General features: G+C 61.5%; 8 protein-coding genes. 2 read left to right on the top strand and 6 right to left on the bottom strand.

Features of this window, described 5'->3' with window-relative positions; translation table 11 throughout:
* From BV106_RS34945 to BV106_RS02255, 6 genes are all read right to left on the bottom strand, one after another.
* The coding region (locus BV106_RS34945) for a S8 family serine peptidase (protein ID WP_265595247.1) at positions 1-4,978 on the bottom strand (4,978 nt) is incomplete at its 3' end.
* Positions 4,979-5,056: 78 nt separating this feature from the next.
* Positions 5,057-5,887 (bottom strand): hypothetical protein, encoded by an 831-nt coding sequence (locus BV106_RS02275; protein ID WP_038159877.1) that lies wholly within the window; start codon positions 5,885-5,887, stop codon positions 5,057-5,059.
* Between the two features lie 71 nt (positions 5,888-5,958).
* Entirely contained in the window at positions 5,959-6,633 is a 675-nt protein-coding gene (locus BV106_RS02270) for a hypothetical protein (protein WP_038159876.1), read from the bottom strand.
* 18 nt (positions 6,634-6,651) lie between these two features.
* Positions 6,652-8,109 carry a DUF1501 domain-containing protein gene (locus BV106_RS02265; RefSeq protein WP_038159875.1) on the bottom strand — a complete coding sequence of 486 codons (1,458 nt, stop codon included), beginning with the start codon at positions 8,107-8,109 and terminating at the stop codon, positions 6,652-6,654.
* 41 nt (positions 8,110-8,150) lie between these two features.
* Positions 8,151-12,443, bottom strand: coding sequence for a DUF1800 family protein (locus BV106_RS34940; protein WP_051944811.1), 4,293 nt, complete (start codon positions 12,441-12,443; stop codon positions 8,151-8,153).
* A 32-nt stretch (positions 12,444-12,475) separates the two neighbouring features.
* Complete coding sequence (locus BV106_RS02255) at positions 12,476-13,258, bottom strand: hypothetical protein (RefSeq protein ID WP_038159873.1); 783 nt, start codon at positions 13,256-13,258, stop codon at positions 12,476-12,478.
* Between the two features lie 255 nt (positions 13,259-13,513).
* Here BV106_RS02255 and BV106_RS34935 point away from each other — a divergent pair, with 255 nt between their 5' ends.
* Positions 13,514-16,360, top strand: a complete 2,847-nt coding sequence (locus tag BV106_RS34935; RefSeq protein WP_051944805.1) for a peptidylprolyl isomerase — start codon at positions 13,514-13,516, stop codon at positions 16,358-16,360.
* 263 nt (positions 16,361-16,623) lie between these two features.
* Positions 16,624-17,661, top strand: coding sequence for a hypothetical protein (locus BV106_RS02245; RefSeq protein WP_038159870.1), 1,038 nt, complete (start codon positions 16,624-16,626; stop codon positions 17,659-17,661).

Below are 17,661 nucleotides of genomic sequence, written 5' to 3'. Positions count from 1 at the left end.
TCTGCTGCACAGCGCCGTCCAACAGGCTGACGATGTGGGTGGCGGCGGCAGTGCTGATGATCACTCGATCCTGGGTGAAGAGAGGCTGGCTGGTCGGCGTGACTGGCAGGGGGACGGTGCGCACCAAAGTGCCAGTCCGTCGGTCAAACACGTGCACTCCCGGAGTGCCGTCCTCAAACGTGGCATACACCACTCCTTGTCGCACGGCCGGGGTGAACTGGTGCTTGCTGCTGGCGCTGCTCCAGCGCGTGAACGGAGCCTGATGGGTGGCGACACAGTACAGGGTGCCTTCCAGATTCACGATGGCGTCACCCGCCTCCCACACCACGGTCGAGTTGGTGGTCAGCAGGGCGGGATTGGGACGGAAGGTCCAACGATGCGCGCCATAGTTGGCGTCGAGCGCGTGAATAGCCCCACCCGTGGCCGTCAGGATGAGATCGGCACCCTCGGTGGGTGTTCCTGTCTGGGCCCCCGGTAGCGTCGTGATGTAGGCGGCAGAGGGGGCAAAGGGATACACTCCGTAGATCTTGGGACCCGACCCCCCGGGCATATGGATCAAGCCATGGGATTCCAGCAGGGATTTGCCGAGTTCGCTGGTCGTCGGACTGAAGGTGCCGTACCATTGTCTCGTGCCCGTGGCGGCATCGAGCGCCGTGATGCTGGAGGTGTAGCCGGGATCGCTGAGCACGTAGTAAAGGCTTGAACCATAGGCCAGGGGAGGATTGATGCCCCCTGAGATGATTTCATTGCGACTCCATGTTGGGAGCCCGGTGTCCAGATGCAGAGCTTTGATCTCATCGGATCCATCTGCCCTGTGCCCTGTGACATAGACGCGGTTGTTGGCAACGACCGGGGTGGTGGGCACGCCCTGCAAGGTTTGCGTCCAGCGCAGTTGCAGGGGGCCGTTCAACACTGCGGGGAAGAGGCCGGAGCGGTGGTTGTTTCCTCCTAGCGCAGGCCAGGTGCCGCCCCGCAGATCGCCCACATGCACCGTTACCGCGGAGGTGGAGGTGCGTGCACCGTCCGTCACCGTGTAGGTGAAGCTGGTGGAGCCGGACAGGAAACCGCCGCTGGGCTGGAAAGCCAGGGTGCCGTCCGGATTCGCGGTCACGGTGCCCAGTGAAGGCTGGGTGAAGGACTGGACCGTGAGCGGGAGGTTGTCCGGGCTGTAATCATTGGCAAGTACGTTCAGGGAGGGAATCGGTTGCCCGGGCACGGCAGCGAACACATCTGCTTCCAGTACCGGTGCATCGGCCACTGCGGAGACATTGATGGTGACCGTGGCTTGAGCCGACTCGCTCCGTTTGTCTCGCGTCGTGAACCTGAAGCTGGTGTAGGGCACCCCGTTTTCGTTGGTCTCCGGCAGATAGATCAGCTGGTGACTGCTGCTCAAAACAAGGGTAGGGGCGGTGGTGATCGGCACTGCTGGCTCGAATCCGTCAAAGGTCTGGAAGAGCCGCCCTTTGGCTGGGAGTTGAGTGATGTAGTATTCCAGCGTGTCGCCATCGGCATCGGAGCCGCTGAGATTGAATACCGTGAGTGAATCCTCGCTTGTGGCCACAGTGTTGGAACTGGCCACAGGCACGGTATTCGTCGTAGGCGTGACTTGCAGTGTCACGGGAAGGGTCGAGGTACTGCTGGTCGGATCATTGGTGGTCAGGGTCAGCAATCCCTCGTAAGTCCCCGCATTGAGCTGGGCGGCATTGTATGTGACTGTCACCGTGGCGGAGCCACCCGGAGCGATCGTGCCCGAGGATTGGGACAGGCCCATCCAGTCCAGCGCGTCATTGGAGAACTCCACCCCGTCCAACCACGAGTTCACAATGCTGCTGTAGTTGTAGGCAAACGCGGCAATGCACTGGTTGGCCAGAGAGGGGTTTCTGAAGGGCACCCCTGCCTGCACCACCGCACCGTTCACGTAGTAGTCGAAGGACTTGGTGGCCCAGTTGACGTTGCGGAACTCAATGTGGTACCAGGTGTCCTTGTCATAGCTCACCAGTTGGTTGCCGCCCACGTCTGCATTCAGATAGAAACGTCCGTTTGGGTGGGCGAAGAACCAGATGAAATCCACCAGGTAGTTGCCGTTCACATCGCACAGCACCATGTAGGCGGTGGCCAAATCCCGCTCCGCCGTACGCACCCAGAAGGACACGTGCCCGGGCTGCTGCCCCCACTGAAACTCCTGATGCACCCCGCTGAAATGGTCCTCCGTCCCGGCCATGTTGAAGCGGAAGGACTTCGTGCCTTCGCCTGCCGTGTTGGAGACCACCTCACGATGCGCGTCCGTCCAGCTCTCAAACCACTTGTTATAAGTTCCATCCTCGAACCCATCGGCGAAGGGCAGATAGGGATAGGTGGCCGTGTTGTTGTCCAGGGCATTGAGACCGGGTCGGGCGGGCAGCAGACGTCCGGGGCCGGGGCCCTCCTCCACGGCCTGCACGGCGGAGCCAGTGGGCAGGAACGCAAGGGGATGCGCGGGTTTCAATCCTGCCAGTTGATTGGCCAGTACCTTGCCTGTGGCCACGTTGTCAGGTTGCGGAGTCTCTACCAGCTTCCAGGTCAGGGGCACGTTGCCATTGTTCTGCAGGGTGATCGTCTGGGTAGTCACGTCATCCTCTTCCACCGTCGCCCCCAGGGTGGAGGGCGTGATCTGGAGGGCCGAGTAGCCCAGGGTCATGTTCACGTTCTCGGCAGAGGGCGGGACCACCACCGTCTGCGGGCTGGAGGAAACAAATCCTGCCGCACTGGCATGCACCGCATAGCTGCCGTCCACCACGCTGGCGCTGTAGGTGCCATTTGCAATGGTGGTGGCCGTCCGGGTGACAGGGCCGTTGAAATGCACCGTGGCTCCAGCCAAACCGGAGCCATCTCCCACGTTGGTGACGCGGCCGCTGATCTGGGAGACCGTGTAGATCTGCAACGTGGCCTCCTCGACCCGGTTCACGCCGGCACCATCCGTAAAGGTGATGCTCAGCGGCAGACTCGCGGGAGTCGTGTGATCGGCCGTCACGCTGATGGTCAGCGAGGTGCCGGTGTTGGCCTGTCGGGCGGCGGCTGGCACCACCCCGAAGGTCTGGGTGGTGTGGCCCAGCGTCACCTTGGGGTCGGCGCTGTTCATCGTCACCGTGGCCTGGAGCGGTCCGGTGGGCAGGCCTCCAAGGTTTTGCACCTCCAGCGTGAGCGCGGCGGTTTCACCGGGACTGATGATGCCATCTGCATTGCCCGTCGTGCCGGGGGTGCCTCCATCCACCACTGTCGTCTTCACCAGCACAGGGTAGGCAGAGGTCGCCAGGTCAATCGCGTTGCCCACATCGAGTCGCCCGCCGGTGCTCACCTTGCCGGTGAGATTGGCCACGAGGTCAGTCTTGGCCAGCAGGGCTGCTTTGATTTGGGCAAAGCTCATCGCCGGGTTCGCCGCCTTGAGCAGCGCTGCGGCACCCGACACATGGGGAGTCGCCATGGAAGTCCCGCTGGAGTGGGTGTAGCCTCCGTCGCGGTACGTGGAAAGAATGCTGTCACCGGGCGCGGCCAGATGCACCTTGCTGGCCCCGTAGTTGGAGAACCACGCCAGTTGGTCATTCGCGTCCGTGGCGGCCACGGCGATCAGGTTTGCCGCCACGTAGTTGGACGGGTAGTTGGGGATCACATCGTTGTCGAGCCCGTCGTTCCCCGACGCTGCCACAAAACCCACGCCGTTGGTTCCGGCATGGTTGATGGCGTCCTCCATCGCCTGCACATGGTCACCGCCGCCCCAGGAGTTCGAGGAAAGCAAGACGCCCTTGGCTGTGGCATAATAGATGGCCTTGATCGCATCGGAGTCCGCGCCGGACCCCGCCGAGTTCAAAAACTTCAGCGGCATGATCTTCACATGGTGGCTCACGCCCACCACACCGGTGCCGTTGCGCCCCACCGCGCCCACAGTGCCAGCGGTGTGAGAGCCGTGACCGTGATCGTCTTCAGGATTGGCGTCGTTCGAGACGAAGTCATAGCCGTGGACATCATCCACATAGCCGTTGTTGTCGTCGTCCAGGCCGTTGCCGGCGATCTCTCCGGTATTGGTCCACAGGTTGGGCTCGAGGTCCGGGTGGTCCATGTCCATGCCCGTGTCGATCACGGCCACGATCACATTGCTGCTGCCTTCCGTCACCGCCCAGGCGGTGAGGGCATTGATGTCGGCTCCAGCGAGGCCGCCGGTTTGACCCGTATTGGAGAGCGCCCACTGCTGGTTGAAGGACGGATCGTTGGGAGCGGGAGCCTGGGCCTGGTTCTGCACGATGTAGTCCGGGTCCGCATAGGCGATGGGACTGCCCACTTCGGCCAAAGCCAGCAGGGCGGCGTCGTAAGTCTCCAGACTTGGATCCTTGGTGGCTACCAGATAGAGGGGGGCATTGGGGATGCGCTCGCGAACGGTCAGCTGGTGCTGGCTGAGCCAGGTCTGAAACTCCGGCTCCGTCACGCGTGGCTTCAGCGTGACCATGAGATGATCTGCCACCATCACATTCCGTTTCACCAGCACCTCTCCGCCATTGGCCAAGCGGCGCACCTGCTCCTCCATGCGAAGGTGCGGGTACTTGAAGTTCGTCTCATGCAGGGTCACCCGTCGCTGCACGCCGTCTGGCGAGATCGCGGAGTTGTCCGTGGCCACCACTTTGCCGTTCGCGATTTCGGCAGGCACGCCGCGGCGGGGTGAGTTGGGACCGCCAGCTTGAGATGGGCTGGGAGGGGCGGCAGGCGCGGGGAACGAGCCGGATCCGGTTGCGGGAGCTTCCTGCTTCCTTCCAGAGGTCGAGCGGCTCAGATCCCACGGCTTCTGCGCGGTGGGATTCGCCATAGAGGAATGATCTCTCGAAGCGTCGCTGTCAGCACTTCTGTCGGAGTACGTATCACGTAGCAGCAGCGCTGTGGTGATGGCCAAGCCCGCCAACACCAGGATACCGCCTGCCAGGAAGGGGGAAATTCGGAAGGAACGTGCGCTCATGAGGAAAATCGCCCCAATGCTACTGGGAACGGACTTTTTTGGCCAATGGAAGGTGAGGCCCTGGTGGAGCCGAAAGGACTACGGATTCTCCAGCACTGGCTGGGGAGGGGGCTGCATTTGAGCGGGAGGGACCGTCAAACGTCGTCGGCTGGGAATGTTAGGGCGGCCTGCGCCCATATTCGGAGGTTGCCCAGGTTGGGGGCGAATGCCTGGAGGCACGGGCGTTGGGGCACCGCCGCCATTCGTCATGCCTGCACTTGCACCCTGCGGAGGCGGCTGGCCATAGGCACCTGGAGGGGGCTGGGGCGCTCCGCTCTGGTCCTGCTCCATGGTCATGTTCATGGCGGCTGTCGCCGGGTCAGGAGCAGCCCCGTTGGGGTTTGTCTTTTTCTGACCGGTGCCGTTGGCTTGGCCCTGGGCAGCGCCTCCACCCCCCTGACCGGCAGCCATCTGTTTCAGAAAGGCGGTGTCGTAGCGCAGGGTGGCCTTTTCACCTCCCGAGACGACCACGGCGTAGGAATCCCGCCGGGTGTCCGCGATGACGGACTCCGTCACTCGCATGCCGTTGGCGGCAGGTTCCTGGCCTTTGAGCCGCGTTCGCTCCCGTGTCTTGGTGTTCACCACTACCACACAGGTGACGCCTTCAGCATCATCATACATGCTCCCCAGCGCGAGGTTCTTGGCAAAGGACTCCCGCTGGATGGCCACTGGCGCCGTCTTCAGAGTGAACGGGTTCTTCCTCCAACCATTCTCATATTTTTCCTCCGGGAACGGCCCAGGCGGTACAAACGACTGCTGGGCCGAAAGATCGGATGCCAGCAGGCCTGGCACAGCGCAGACCAGCAGCGCCAGCTTCATCGAGCGGCGGTGGAGGACTGGCAGCAAACCTTGGGCTGGAGCGGAGAGCATGGACTGGGGGAGGGGAAACGTCGCTACAGTCTCCTCCCAGTGTGACAAATCGCCACAACATTTTGCCCCATTCACCGACCGGATGCTTCGGGTGCCTGTTGCCCGGTGGGGCGGCTCTGCTCCGGAGGGAGATACAGGCTGGTGGGATTGAGTTTATCCCCTTTCAAAAACTGACCGTCGGGCTGGCGTTGCAGGTCATCTTCTGTCCACATCTTCCGGTCCGGTCCGGCACTGCGGATTTCCAGCCGGTCCCGGCTGGCGGCATGGATGTAGAGCGGTGTCCGCCACCGATCCACCAACTGGCCCTTTTCGTTGAAGGCCGGATGATCATCCCGGAGGAACCGCATCTGCGCCTTGTTGCGGCCTTTCAGGGCGTCGGCAAACTCCTCGTTGGCCCCCAGCCTGAACGGATCATTTCCTTTAACCAGGAGCGCCAGGTTTTCGATGGCATGGGCCACGGCGTGCAGATCATCCTGCGGGCGGGAGCCGGAGCTGGCATACGACTGGAGGATCATCTCCCCGGGCAGCTTGGTGCCTGGCGGGGGCAGGGGAGGCAGCGGTCGGAGGGACGGGCTGGACTCAGGCGGGGGAGGGGCGGTGACGGTGGCCGGAGGTTCCATTGTGGTCCCCGGCTTGAAGATCAGCCACACCCCCCCTGCCAGCGCCGCCAGCAGCAATGCTGCTGCGATGATGATGCCGGGGCGCTTCGGCGCCGGTCTGTTGTCCACTTGTCCCGATGTCGCCATGTGCTCTGAGGGGAGGGATCAGCTCCAGGTGCCGGGTTTCAGGAAACCAATTGGCAGCGTGGAGGAGCTGGCGTTGTAGAAGTTGCCCAGATTGGGCAGGACATAGGGCATGTCGGAGGCCTTCACCCCGAACCACCGCAGCATCTCACCCACGAACTGGTCCACGGATGTGGTGGGGATCATCCGCCCGCCATAGCCGGTGTCGTTGTTGCTGTCGATCGCCAGATTCGGGAAGGTGCCGTAGATCCTGCCGCCCTGCACGGGGCCACCCATCACGAGGGCGTTTGCCCCCCAGGCGTGGTCGGTACCGCGGCCGTTGCTGCGCAGTGTGCGGCTGAAGTCGGAGGACGTGAAGGTGATGACACTGTCCTGCATGCCCATGGCATCCAGCGCCCGCTGAAAGCCCGCCAGCCCGGCGTCCAGCACGGAGAGCATCGGGGCCTGAGAGTCCAGCAACTCCGTGTGGTGATCCCACCCGCCGAAGCCGATGAAAAGCGTCTGCCGGTGCAGCCCCAGTGCCTGGCGCAGGCCGATCATCTTGGCCGCGGCCCGGAACTGGGAGCCCATGTAGGAATTCGGAAACAAGCTGGCCACGGCACTGTCGTTGTAGGAGCTGAACTGCTGCAGGAAGAACTCCTGCAGCTCGATGCTGCTCCGCGTGAGGCCGGAGAAGGACTCCTGCACCATGTTGGCATACTGCTGGGCCAGGATGTTGCGGTGCGCAGCGTTCTTGATGCGGTGGAAGTGGCTCGGGTCCCCGATGTAGGAGCCGGTGAAGGTCAGCGCTCCCTGATCGGTGACCACGAACTGGCTTGTCTGGTTGCCCACCTGGAGGAGATTGTTCCCCGCCAGGGAAAGGTTCATGGAAAAATTCGTCGCGTTGGCGGAGGCGTGCAGCACGTCTGCGGCACGGCCGCCCCAGCCGCTCAGCTGCGTCATCCCCTGGGGCACGGAGGTCTGCCACTGGTCGATCTGGTCGCTGTGGGAGAAGAGCGCCCGGGGCAGGGCGACGGTTTCCGCCAGGTACTGCGCCTTGGTCACGGGGGCGATCAGCGTGCCCACATTGGAGATCCAGGCGGCCCGGCGTTTTGTGGTGTCGCCGCTCATGCCGTTGAACATTTCCTGCAACCCCGGGCAGTTCGGATGCACCCCGTACTCCTGCCCGTCGCCTCCAGACTGGTTCAGGGAACGCAGGGTGTTCAGAGGCAGGGCCAGATTGTCCCGCGTGGTCGTGTACACAGCATGCCGGGCGGCATCTCGGGGCACCAGCCAGTTGAAGGAATCATTGCCTCCATGAAGGAAAACACACACCAGGGTGCGGTAGTCCGTGGGGGCAGACTGGGCGGCAGCGGATCCGGCCAGCTTCAGATTCAGCAGGGTGTTGAGAATCGAGATATTCCCCAAGGCCGCGCAAGCGGACTGCCCCAGGAACTGCCGGCGGTTGGGCTGGTGAAAAGGGGACCGTTGGTCTTTCATACGGAGAACAGCGTCGCGTTGAAGTTGGGGAGCACTTGGGGTCACCGGATCACGGCCCCTTCCGGGGAGACGATGGCCAGATAGACGGCCACCTGGGCGCGGATCGCCAGTTCATTGGCCGGCAGTTGATTGATCGCATTCAGGATGTGGGTGCGGGTACCCACCTCCATGTTGCCTGCGCAGAGGATCGTATTGAGGTGGTCCACCAGCAGTTCCGGCGTGGCAGCCAGCGCCTTCTCCCGTTCCATGTCCAGGGGGAACTGGTACACACTCCATAGACGGTAGCCATACTGCACCAGATCCCAGAGCCGATTGGGGAAGGAGATCGAGGAGAAACTATCCGTGATCTGGAAGACCGGGGAGGACAGGCTGTTCTGCGTCAGCAGGCCCGGGGCCTTGTAGTCCGGACGGTAGAAGTTGAACACGCTGGGGGAGAAGGTTGGCTCCTGGCGGCTCACATTAAAGAAGTCATTCCAGTCCCACCACAGGAGGTTTTTCTCCCCCTTCAAACCAAAGGCCCGGCCGATGGACATGGCGCGAATGACCGGCTCCTTGAGGCGACCGAAGGATGCTCCGGAGGAGTAGCGTGTGTCGCGCGCTTCTTCATCCAGCAGGATGGCCTTGATCACTGCCAGCAGGTCTCCGCGCACGCCTTGGCCGTTGTTGGCAAAGACGGAGGATACCCGCTGCACATACGCCGGGCTCGGGTTGTCTGTGACGAAGAACTGGATCAGCTGACGGCCCACAAAGACGCCCGTGTTGGGATGCTCGAAGAGCATGCGGATAAGGTCGTCAATGTCCCGCAATGCATTGGCCGTGGACGGGGCGCGTGATGGCACCACAAAGCCTCGCAGCAGGGTCTTCTTCCCAAAGTCATGACGATCGGAATGCATCGTCAAGGGGGTGGAGAAGGCCGCATCATCCCAGCCGCCGTTGCCCCACTCCTGTCCGCCGTACCAGAGCCCGGTGAGCACGCGGGCCACCTGGGTGATCTCGGTGTTGGTGTAGGTGGGGATGGGGTGCCCGCCGCTGTCCAGCTTGCGGGTGCCATCGGGGTTCAGCTCCCAGAGTCCGATCGTGAAGAGCTGCATCACCTCGCGAGCGTAGTTCTCATCCGGATACTGGTTGATCTCCGGATGCGCCTTCTGGTTGCCCACATGGCTGAGGTACCGCCCCATGATGGGGTGGAAGGTCACTTCACGCAGGACGTCGAGGTAGTTTCCAAGACCGTTCCGGACGAAGATGTCGTAGAAGCTGGCCATGCCGAGCGCCTTGTTCTCCAGGGCTGAATCGCGGCGTGAGGCCACGAGGATCTGGCTAAGGGCGAAGGCCATGCGCTGCCGGAGCTGGTCCTGCCCGTTCACCGCGCCCCGGGCAAAGGCCGTCATCATGTTGTTGCCGAAGAGGAAGTACTCATTGTCACTGCCGCCATAGCTGTACCCCTGGCCGGTACGCTGCCCGCGGATGTCATTATAGATCCCTTGGATGTAGGGCGAGTGCAGCGTGGGAGGCAGGGCGGCCTGCTGGGTGATCCAGCCAGCGTAGCCCTGCTCCTGCACCGTCTGGATGTCTTCCACCGTCGGTCCAAAGGTGGACTGGGTGAGGAACCGCGCTGCCTGGGTGCGGGCAATGGCCGTGCTGCCGCTGGCGATGCCGGTGCCGCCACTGCCCCCGCTGCCGGAGCCGGGGAATCCGCCTGCTGCAGTGGTGCCCTGAAGGTGCTCCACCAGAGACACATAGTCACCGCTGTAAGTTGTGTCCACCACGCCGTCCTGATTGGCGTCCACACTGGTGGCGCTGCGGGAGCTGTTGGCCACCAGAGGATCCGTGCCCAGCACGTTCTTCTCCGTCCAGTCGCTCACGCCATCGCCATCCCGGTCCAGGTCATTCACCCGCACTCTGTAAAACGTCCGGGAGGGGCCGGTCAGCACATTGGTGAAGGTCTGCTGGTTCACGCCATCTGTGATGACAGGCGTGCCCGTGGCGGGGCTCCAGTCGGTAAGGTTGCCGCTCTGCCACACGGCCTGCTGCTTCTGCACCAGTGCGGGCCAGCGCACCACGATGTTGTTTCCTTGAGCGACAATGGCCGACCACAAACGGTCGGTGGGGTCAAAGGGGTCTGTGCCCGCTGCGGCCTCCGCTGCATTGCTCATGCCGTCGCCATCGGTGTCCACGTTGGCGGCCAGATTGAAGCTTCCGGCCCAGAGTTCCCAGGCATCTGCCAGCCCATTGCCGTTGAGGTCCTCACCTGAGGTCCCCGTGCCGCGGTAGAGCGGCGGCAGGCTGGTGGCCAGCAGGGGATTGCTCCGGGTGGAGACTTCCACCCCATCTGGAGCGCCATCGCCGTCCGTGTCCCGCTGCAGCGGGGAGGTGCCGGCGGTGTACTCATCCACGTTCTTCAAGCCGTCATTGTCGGGGTCCAGGATGGCATCTGCCACGCTGTTGATGTTCAGCCCGTACTGGGTCTCCCAGACGTCCGGCATCCCGTCGTTGTCCGTGTCTTTGTAGGCGCTGAAGGCGGTGGTGTTCTCCAGCGGCGTCGTCTGAAAATAAACGGTCACCGCATCCGGTACCCGGAAGTTGAAGCGGTTCACCACTGCCGGGTCATCATGAGTCTGCCAGGTGGCCGTGTTGTTATGCGCGCTGGTGGCCAGGGCGCATCCGTTGTAGGTTCGGCTCATCACGGTCGATCCGGTGCGCTGATTGATGATGGCGAAGGTCACGTTCCAGCTCGTCTGGGAACCCGTGCTGGCGCCCGATACCCGGAACCGCAGCCGGTCAGAGATGTCCACTTTACCGCGTCCGCTGAAGCCCATGGCCATCTTCAGGTCGGCGGGCGTGGAGGACCAGTCGCTGTCCCAGACATGAGCGGTGTCATTGTCCGGGTGGCTGAATGCGCCCCAGTAGTTCGTGTGGAAATAGTAGGTGACATTGCCATTGCGCACCGGCAGGGCAAAGTACAGAGCATCCTCACGCGGCCGCGCCGCATTGGTGATGGAGAGGGCAAAGAGGTCGTCGTTGAAGCCCGAGTGGTTGCGGGAGTGGTCCCAGACGAGCTGCACGTTCTCCACTGTCCAGTCGAAGGTGCGGGGGGATGTGGTCACCACCGGCATGCTGAAGGTGGTGGACTCTGCGACCAGGGGATTGGTACGTTCCGTGGATTCGAGGAGGTCACTCCTGCCGTCGCCATCGGTGTCGGCATTGTTGGGGTTGGTCGGCAGCGGCAGGGTGGCCACCTCGGCCCCGTCCGTCAGGCCATCACTGTCGGTATCCTGTAGCAGCGGGTTGGAACCCGTGTTGCTGGCGCTGACCCAGGTCCCGGTTCCAGTCTCCACCAGATCACTCAAGCCATCACCATCGGTATCGGCCACACGGGGATCGGTGCCGCGGTTCTTTTCACCCACGTTGTTCAGCCCGTCGTTGTCGGCGTCCAGCGTGGCATCAGCATTGGAGCCGGGATTGAATCCGTAGCGGTATTCCCAGTGGTCAGGCAGCCCGTCAGTGTCACTGTCTGCCGCAGCATTCACGATCTGGATCCCGTGCAGGCCCACGTTGTAGTAGCTGGTCCGGTACAGTTGCAGGCTGAAGGAACTGCCCGTCACGTTGCGGAAGCGAATGGTGTTCCCACGCCGGGGATAGGTCGCATTGTAGATGCCCTGCTCGATGAAAGTCTTCTCCGGCCGGGAGCTGGCACTGCTGAATCTCCGGTCTGAGGCGGTGTTGTTGTTGAGCCGGATGTAGCCCACTGAGGCCTCCGACTGCGACCCCACATAGGCAATGACATCATAGGTAGCATAGGGCACCTGGGTCACACTGAGGGAGGCGGCATAATCGCCTGCGACAGAAAGCATGCCGTCAAAGAGCTTCTGCGTCGGGCCGCCCCCGTTGCCAGTGCCCCAAGTGTACCCGGGGTTGGTCCAGGAGAACTTCACTCCAGAGTCCACTCCCGTGGCGTACACCACCTTGCCTGCGAGAGGGGTCACGATGTCCACCTCGGATCCCGCAGGATCATTCCACGTGCTCAGAGGCATCGCACTGTTCCAGTTCATCTGGGGGGTGATGCCAGTCACCTCCTTGGGCAGCAGGCCGTGCTCCGGGGTGAGATCGGACACAAACTTGATGCCGATGGCACCGGGGAACGCAGGTGGCTTGCTGCTGCTGCTCGTCGGGTTGAACCCGGTGCGGACCTCCCACGCATCTGGGGCACCGTCATTGTCGGTGTCGGCCAGGAGGGGATTCGGGCGGGGGTTTAAGGAAACTTCCTCGCCATCCAGGAGCGAGTCGCCGTCTGTGTCGGGATTGTTGGGGTCGGTGCCGGTGTGTGTGGCATCCACATAGGTGCCGGTATGGGTCTCGTATCCGTCCTTCAGACCGTCACCGTCCGTGTCGGGGTTTCGGGGAGTGTCTTGCGGGCGAACTCCTCCGAGTTGGTGAGGAGGTCCTGGTCAGGATCATACCCCGCGTCGGCCGCGTTCTGGTCGTCGAATCCGTGGTCCTCCTCCCACCAGCGCGGCAGGCCGTCGCCATCCGCATCTTGTAGCGCGGTGGGGTGCAGTTCGAGCTGCAGGTAGTCGAACTGAATGGAGCCGTCCGGGCTGGAGGGGCTGGCGGTGACGCGCGTGATTTCCAGCACGTTTTCCCCCGCCACCGGAGTGAAGGTGCCAGCATTGGCCTCCACCAGCATTTCGCCCCGGGTTGTGAAGAGCTTCGTGCCGATGAGCGAGCCATTGAGTTTCACCTGCAGGGAGTGATTGCCGTAGCCAGGCCCTTGGGTGCTGGTCGCTGCCTGCCACCAACCTCCCCACACCTGGTTGAAGTGCAGGCGGATCCGCGCCGTGGGGGTGGCCTGCCCGGCATTCAGATTGAAATGGATGCGCTGGGTGTGGTTGGTCGTGCTCAGCACCCGCTCGAATTGCGTGGCGGGTTCTGTGATGGCCACGGTGCCGATGCCGTAGGTCCCGGCAAAGTAGTAGTCATTGTCGCGTACCGTCGCGTTGCCAGGCAGGTTGTTTTGGGGCCACGTCTCGCCCCCCAGTTCCTGGGGATCGTCGTTTTCCACACCGATGGACCAAAGTGTCGTGAACTGAGAGTGGAGCGCAGGCAGGGGCAGAATGGCCGCCCAAGTCACCAGCACCAACAGGGCAGGCATTCGCATATGTTTTGGAAGTCGGAGAGATTACGACTGTTCTAGATTATTAGCAATTTTCAGGCCGCCTTAAGATCGAGTAGGGGCCGGGAGCATCGCCGCGCCAACATTACTCCCTTCCTAGTGACGGGTGGAAGTCCTCAATTGAGGGGTTGTTACCCACTCGATGCGTGGGGAGTAATATTTTTGCTTATAAAATCCGTAGAAACAGGGGGAGTCATCAGTAAGGGTATTCCCTCAACCCCCTCTTTACTCTTCATGTTTCACACGCCCGTGGTGGGCTTCCACCGCATCTGTTGTGCTCTCGCCGTCCTGTGCGTTTTCAGTCTCATCGGGACGGCCACGGCTGCTCCTGCCGCGCCATCGCTTCTTCATGGCGTGGTGGTTCAGCAGGTTTCTACCAATCAGGCCGAGATCACCCTTTATTGGAACGACAATTCGGTGGGTGAGACGGGCTTTCGTTTTCGATACACCGTCAACGGCGGAGCCCAGCAGACGTTTGACATTGGGGCAGGATCTTTCTCCGGCACCACCGGGGCTCTGGTGTCCAACGTCACGGTGGGGCTGGGATTCACGTATGTGATCGACGTCTGCTCGTACGACGGTAGCGGCGTTTCTGCTTATTCGGGGCAACCCATCACCATCGTCACGACGCCATTCGGCGCTCCATCAATCAAGGGCACCTATCTTCAGTCGGATGGTGCCGTTTATATGATCTGGTCAGACAACTCGTATGCAGAGGCGGGTTACCTGGTGGAAATGCGAGAACAGTCAGTGGGGAACTTCCTGCCCGTGACGCCCGCCCGCGTGGCCAATAGCGATGGGATGTGGCTGCCGATCGTGAAGCCCGGAGTGCGCTACGAGGTGCGCATGCGCGCCTATCAGGGGGCCGCGGCCAGTCCGTCGGCGGTCACGGCGTATTCCAATACGGTGCTCACCGATGTGATACCGGGCTTGGTGGCACCGTCGAATCTTGCGGTCACTGCCCTGGATGAAACCGCAGTTTCTCTGACGCTACGGGACAATAGCTTCAATGCGGTCGGTTATGAGGTGGAGATCAGCTACGCGGGAATGAACCAGTTCAGCGCCTTTGCCACGATGGCGGATCCTGTCGATATCGTGACCGGCCTGGACACTCTCACCTTTCCAGACAGCGTGCCCCCTGGCACCGCCTTGGATTTCCGCGTTCGCTCCTTCTTCCTGGAAACGCAGAATGGCCCCCGCACCTACTCTCCGTGGTCGTCCATCGGGTCAGTGACCACCCCCTTCTATGCGCCGACGAATTTCAGTGCCACGGCCACGGCCAGCCCCTATCACATCACCCTCAACTGGAAAGACACCTCAAAAGTAGAGGAGGCGTATGAGTTGCAGGTCCGCGAGGCCGCGCTCCCTGGTCCGTTTTTGACCCGGAAGTATATCACCGGCAGGGATCTCACCTCTCCCTATCAGACATCCTATACCGATCTTCCGGGTTTCAGGCCTGGCACGACCTATGAGTTGCGGTTGCGATCCGTGCTGGGAAACCTCGAGACGGCGTTCACTCCGGTGGCGACTGTCACAACCCCACCTGGATTTAATAGTCCGTTGGCCGCCCAGGTTTTCGTCAACGTTCCCTTCACCCTGCCGGTGACCACGCTAAGCCAGACCTCGCGAACCAGCATGTCTGCCAGCGGTTTGCCTGCAGGGGTGTCTTTTTATCCCCCAGGTGGTCCTTTGACTGGGACGATCACGACACCGGGCGTGTACACCTTCCCCATCTCTGCCACGTTTCAGGGAGGGGCATCGCACCAGACATCCATGACTCTTCGGGCCATCCATCAGCCTGCGGCACCTCGTATGCCCGTGCCAGTGCCGGACCAGACCCTCACCTTGAGTTCACCCGTCCAGGTCCCTCTCCAGAACTACTTTTCGGATCCTGACTCAGAATCTGTCCTCCGTCTGCACACCAACCTGGGCGACCTGGATCTGTTGCTCCACCAGACGGCCACGCCCCAGACGGTGGCGAACTTCCTGCACTATGTGGACTCAGGCCGGTTTGATGGGGCGTTGTTCCACTGGTCGGAAGACCAGTTCGTTTTCCAGGGCGGTGGCTACAAGGTGAATGGCTCGAACTGGTTCGAGCCCATTCCAACCTATGCGCCAGTTCCCAATGAGCCGGGTCTGCAGAACACGGTAGGTACCGTCGCCATGGCCAAGCAGGAGGACCTCCCGCATAGCGCCACCAATCAGTTCTTCTTCAACATGAACGACAACCAGGGCAACCTGGATCTTCAGAATGGCGGGTTTACCGTCTTCGCCCGGGTGGGGCTGGCCAGCTATCCCGTCCTCACGCAGATGGCCCTCGCCCCAGTAGGAGACTACGACATTCCCGTTCAGTATGGGCCGGGGGCCGAGGATGTCTTCTCGTCAGCTTTTTACAATCTGCCGCTCACTACCGCCCCTCCGGTGGGGCCGCACTCGCTCGATCTGAGCAAGCTCATCAAGATCACCTCCGCGGAACCGGTACCCGCCCTCGTGTATGAAATCATCACGCCGCCCAACAGTGCCGTCGCCGTGGCGTCGGTGGAGAATGGCACTACCCTCAAGATCGAACCTGTGGGGCCCGGTGTCACCAGCGTCCGGGTCAGTGCGGTGGACCGTAACGGGCAGGCCACCGCCCATACCTTGAACGTCAATGTGACCCAGACCTTCGCGGAGTGGGCGTCCCGCCAGTCACTCTCAGGTCCGCACGCGCTGGTCACAGGCGATCTTGATAAAGATGGGCTGTCCGCGTTGGAGGAGTTCGCTTTCATGGGTGATCCTGCCAAGTCCCTTGCCACTGAGCGTCCGGAGGCGAGCACCGCCAGTAGCGGGGGTGGCACCTTCCTCCAGCTGACTTTTCCCGTCCGCCACCAGATCTCAGGCCTGACCTATATAGTTGAGGGCAGTGACAACTTGGCCCCGACAGGCTGGGTGCCTGTCTGGACCTCCGGGGACGGCCTGTTGGCGCCTGCCGTGGTCAGCGCTGTCCCAGGCTCGGGGTTCGACACCGTCACGGTCAGGGACAGCGTCTCTACCTCCGTTTCCTCACGTCGATTCCTCCGCGTCCGGCTGGTCATTCCCTAGAGGCAAACTCCTTCATCCCCGTCGCTCAAAAACTGCCACCAGGTGATGTTAACAACGTTATCGCCTTGATTGCTTGCCTCGATGATTGCACCATGAGATGGTTAAACTACCCTAGGGGAATCCCCTCTAAAAACTGTAAAAAATCTTTATTTCAGCGAGTCCAGGGTGTATTTTTTTAAACGGTGAGCCAGAACCCCATTCTTCTTGTTGAGATTCAGAAGCAATAGTGCTATAGCCCCTCGCAAATTCCCCCTCGTCCTTCTATGAAACCAACAGCCTTCCTCCTGGCAGCTCTTTTAGCCGCCGTCTCAATACCAGGGATCTCCACGGCGGCAGAGGTTTCTACGGGCCCGGTTGGTTTTCAATCCATTCCGATTAAGGCAGGACAGTTTAACTTGGTTGGGGTCAATTTCCTTCGGCCGGTGCTGACTGCTGGTGCATTGGAGTCGGCATCCGGGAATACGCTTGTCGACGATGGAGCTACATTCACGACTGTCTTGGCTGGAGCCACGGGGCTTTGGGTCGAAATTACCAACGGCAACGGAGCAGGCGCGTCAAGTCGTGTTACTTCGTTCACCGCTACGTCTTTGACAACCGAGGATGATTTGTCGAGCTTTGTTGTGCAAGGCTCCAGTTACTCCGTTCGTGCAGCTTACAGTGTGGCTGGTTTGTTTGGCGCTGCTAATGACTCGGCAAAAGGTGCTGATGTAGGAAGCACGGAAGTGGGGCTGAAGAGCGGGAACGTAAATACCGCAGACGTGATCTGGATCCCTGTGCAAGGCGGCTTCATCAAAGTTTACTATGCAACTGCCGCTCCTCCGTTTACTACGGCAGGCTGGAAAACGACGAGTACTGGCAATGCCGACGCATCGGCGACCCCGATATTCCATTCTGAAGGGATCTTTATTGAACGCCGAGGAACCACTGATCTCAAGTTGGGTTGTTTGGGCGATGTGAAAAAGATCCAGGCAAAGATCGGAGTAAGCCAAGGTTTCAACTATGTTAACCGGATTTTCCCGGTTGGCGCCACATTGGGGAATTCCGGGCTGGCATCCACGTTAAGGCCAGGAAATGCTTCCACCGCAGACATCGTTTGGCTTCCCAACACAACTGGAGGGTATGATAAGTACTACTACGCTTCTGCCGCTCCCCCATTTACAACTGAAGGCTGGAAGGGGACCAGCACCGGGAATGTTGACAAGAGCGGGACAACGCTCACATCGGGGTTTATCATCGAGAGGCGTGGCACCGAACTGAACGTCACCATCTCTCCAGATCCGGCTATTTACGGGGGCCTTTAA

The organism is Verrucomicrobium sp. BvORR106, assembly GCF_000739655.1.
Lineage (GTDB): Bacteria > Verrucomicrobiota > Verrucomicrobiia > Verrucomicrobiales > Verrucomicrobiaceae > Verrucomicrobium.
The sequence above is the reverse complement of the archived record's forward strand: the minus strand, read 5'-3'. Positions and strand labels throughout refer to the sequence as shown.

Excerpts from the sequence above, each read along its gene's own strand:
- BV106_RS02255 (WP_038159873.1), bottom strand. The coding sequence starts at position 13,258 with ATGCCTGCCCTGTTGGTGCTGGTGACTTGGGCGGCCATTCTGCCCCTG.
- BV106_RS02265 (WP_038159875.1), bottom strand. The coding sequence starts at position 8,109 with ATGAAAGACCAACGGTCCCCTTTTCACCAGCCCAACCGCCGGCAGTTC.
- BV106_RS02245 (WP_038159870.1), top strand. The coding sequence starts at position 16,624 with ATGAAACCAACAGCCTTCCTCCTGGCAGCTCTTTTAGCCGCCGTCTCA.
- BV106_RS34935 (WP_051944805.1), top strand. The coding sequence starts at position 13,514 with ATGTTTCACACGCCCGTGGTGGGCTTCCACCGCATCTGTTGTGCTCTC.
- BV106_RS02275 (WP_038159877.1), bottom strand. The coding sequence starts at position 5,887 with ATGCTCTCCGCTCCAGCCCAAGGTTTGCTGCCAGTCCTCCACCGCCGC.
- BV106_RS02270 (WP_038159876.1), bottom strand. The coding sequence starts at position 6,633 with ATGGCGACATCGGGACAAGTGGACAACAGACCGGCGCCGAAGCGCCCC.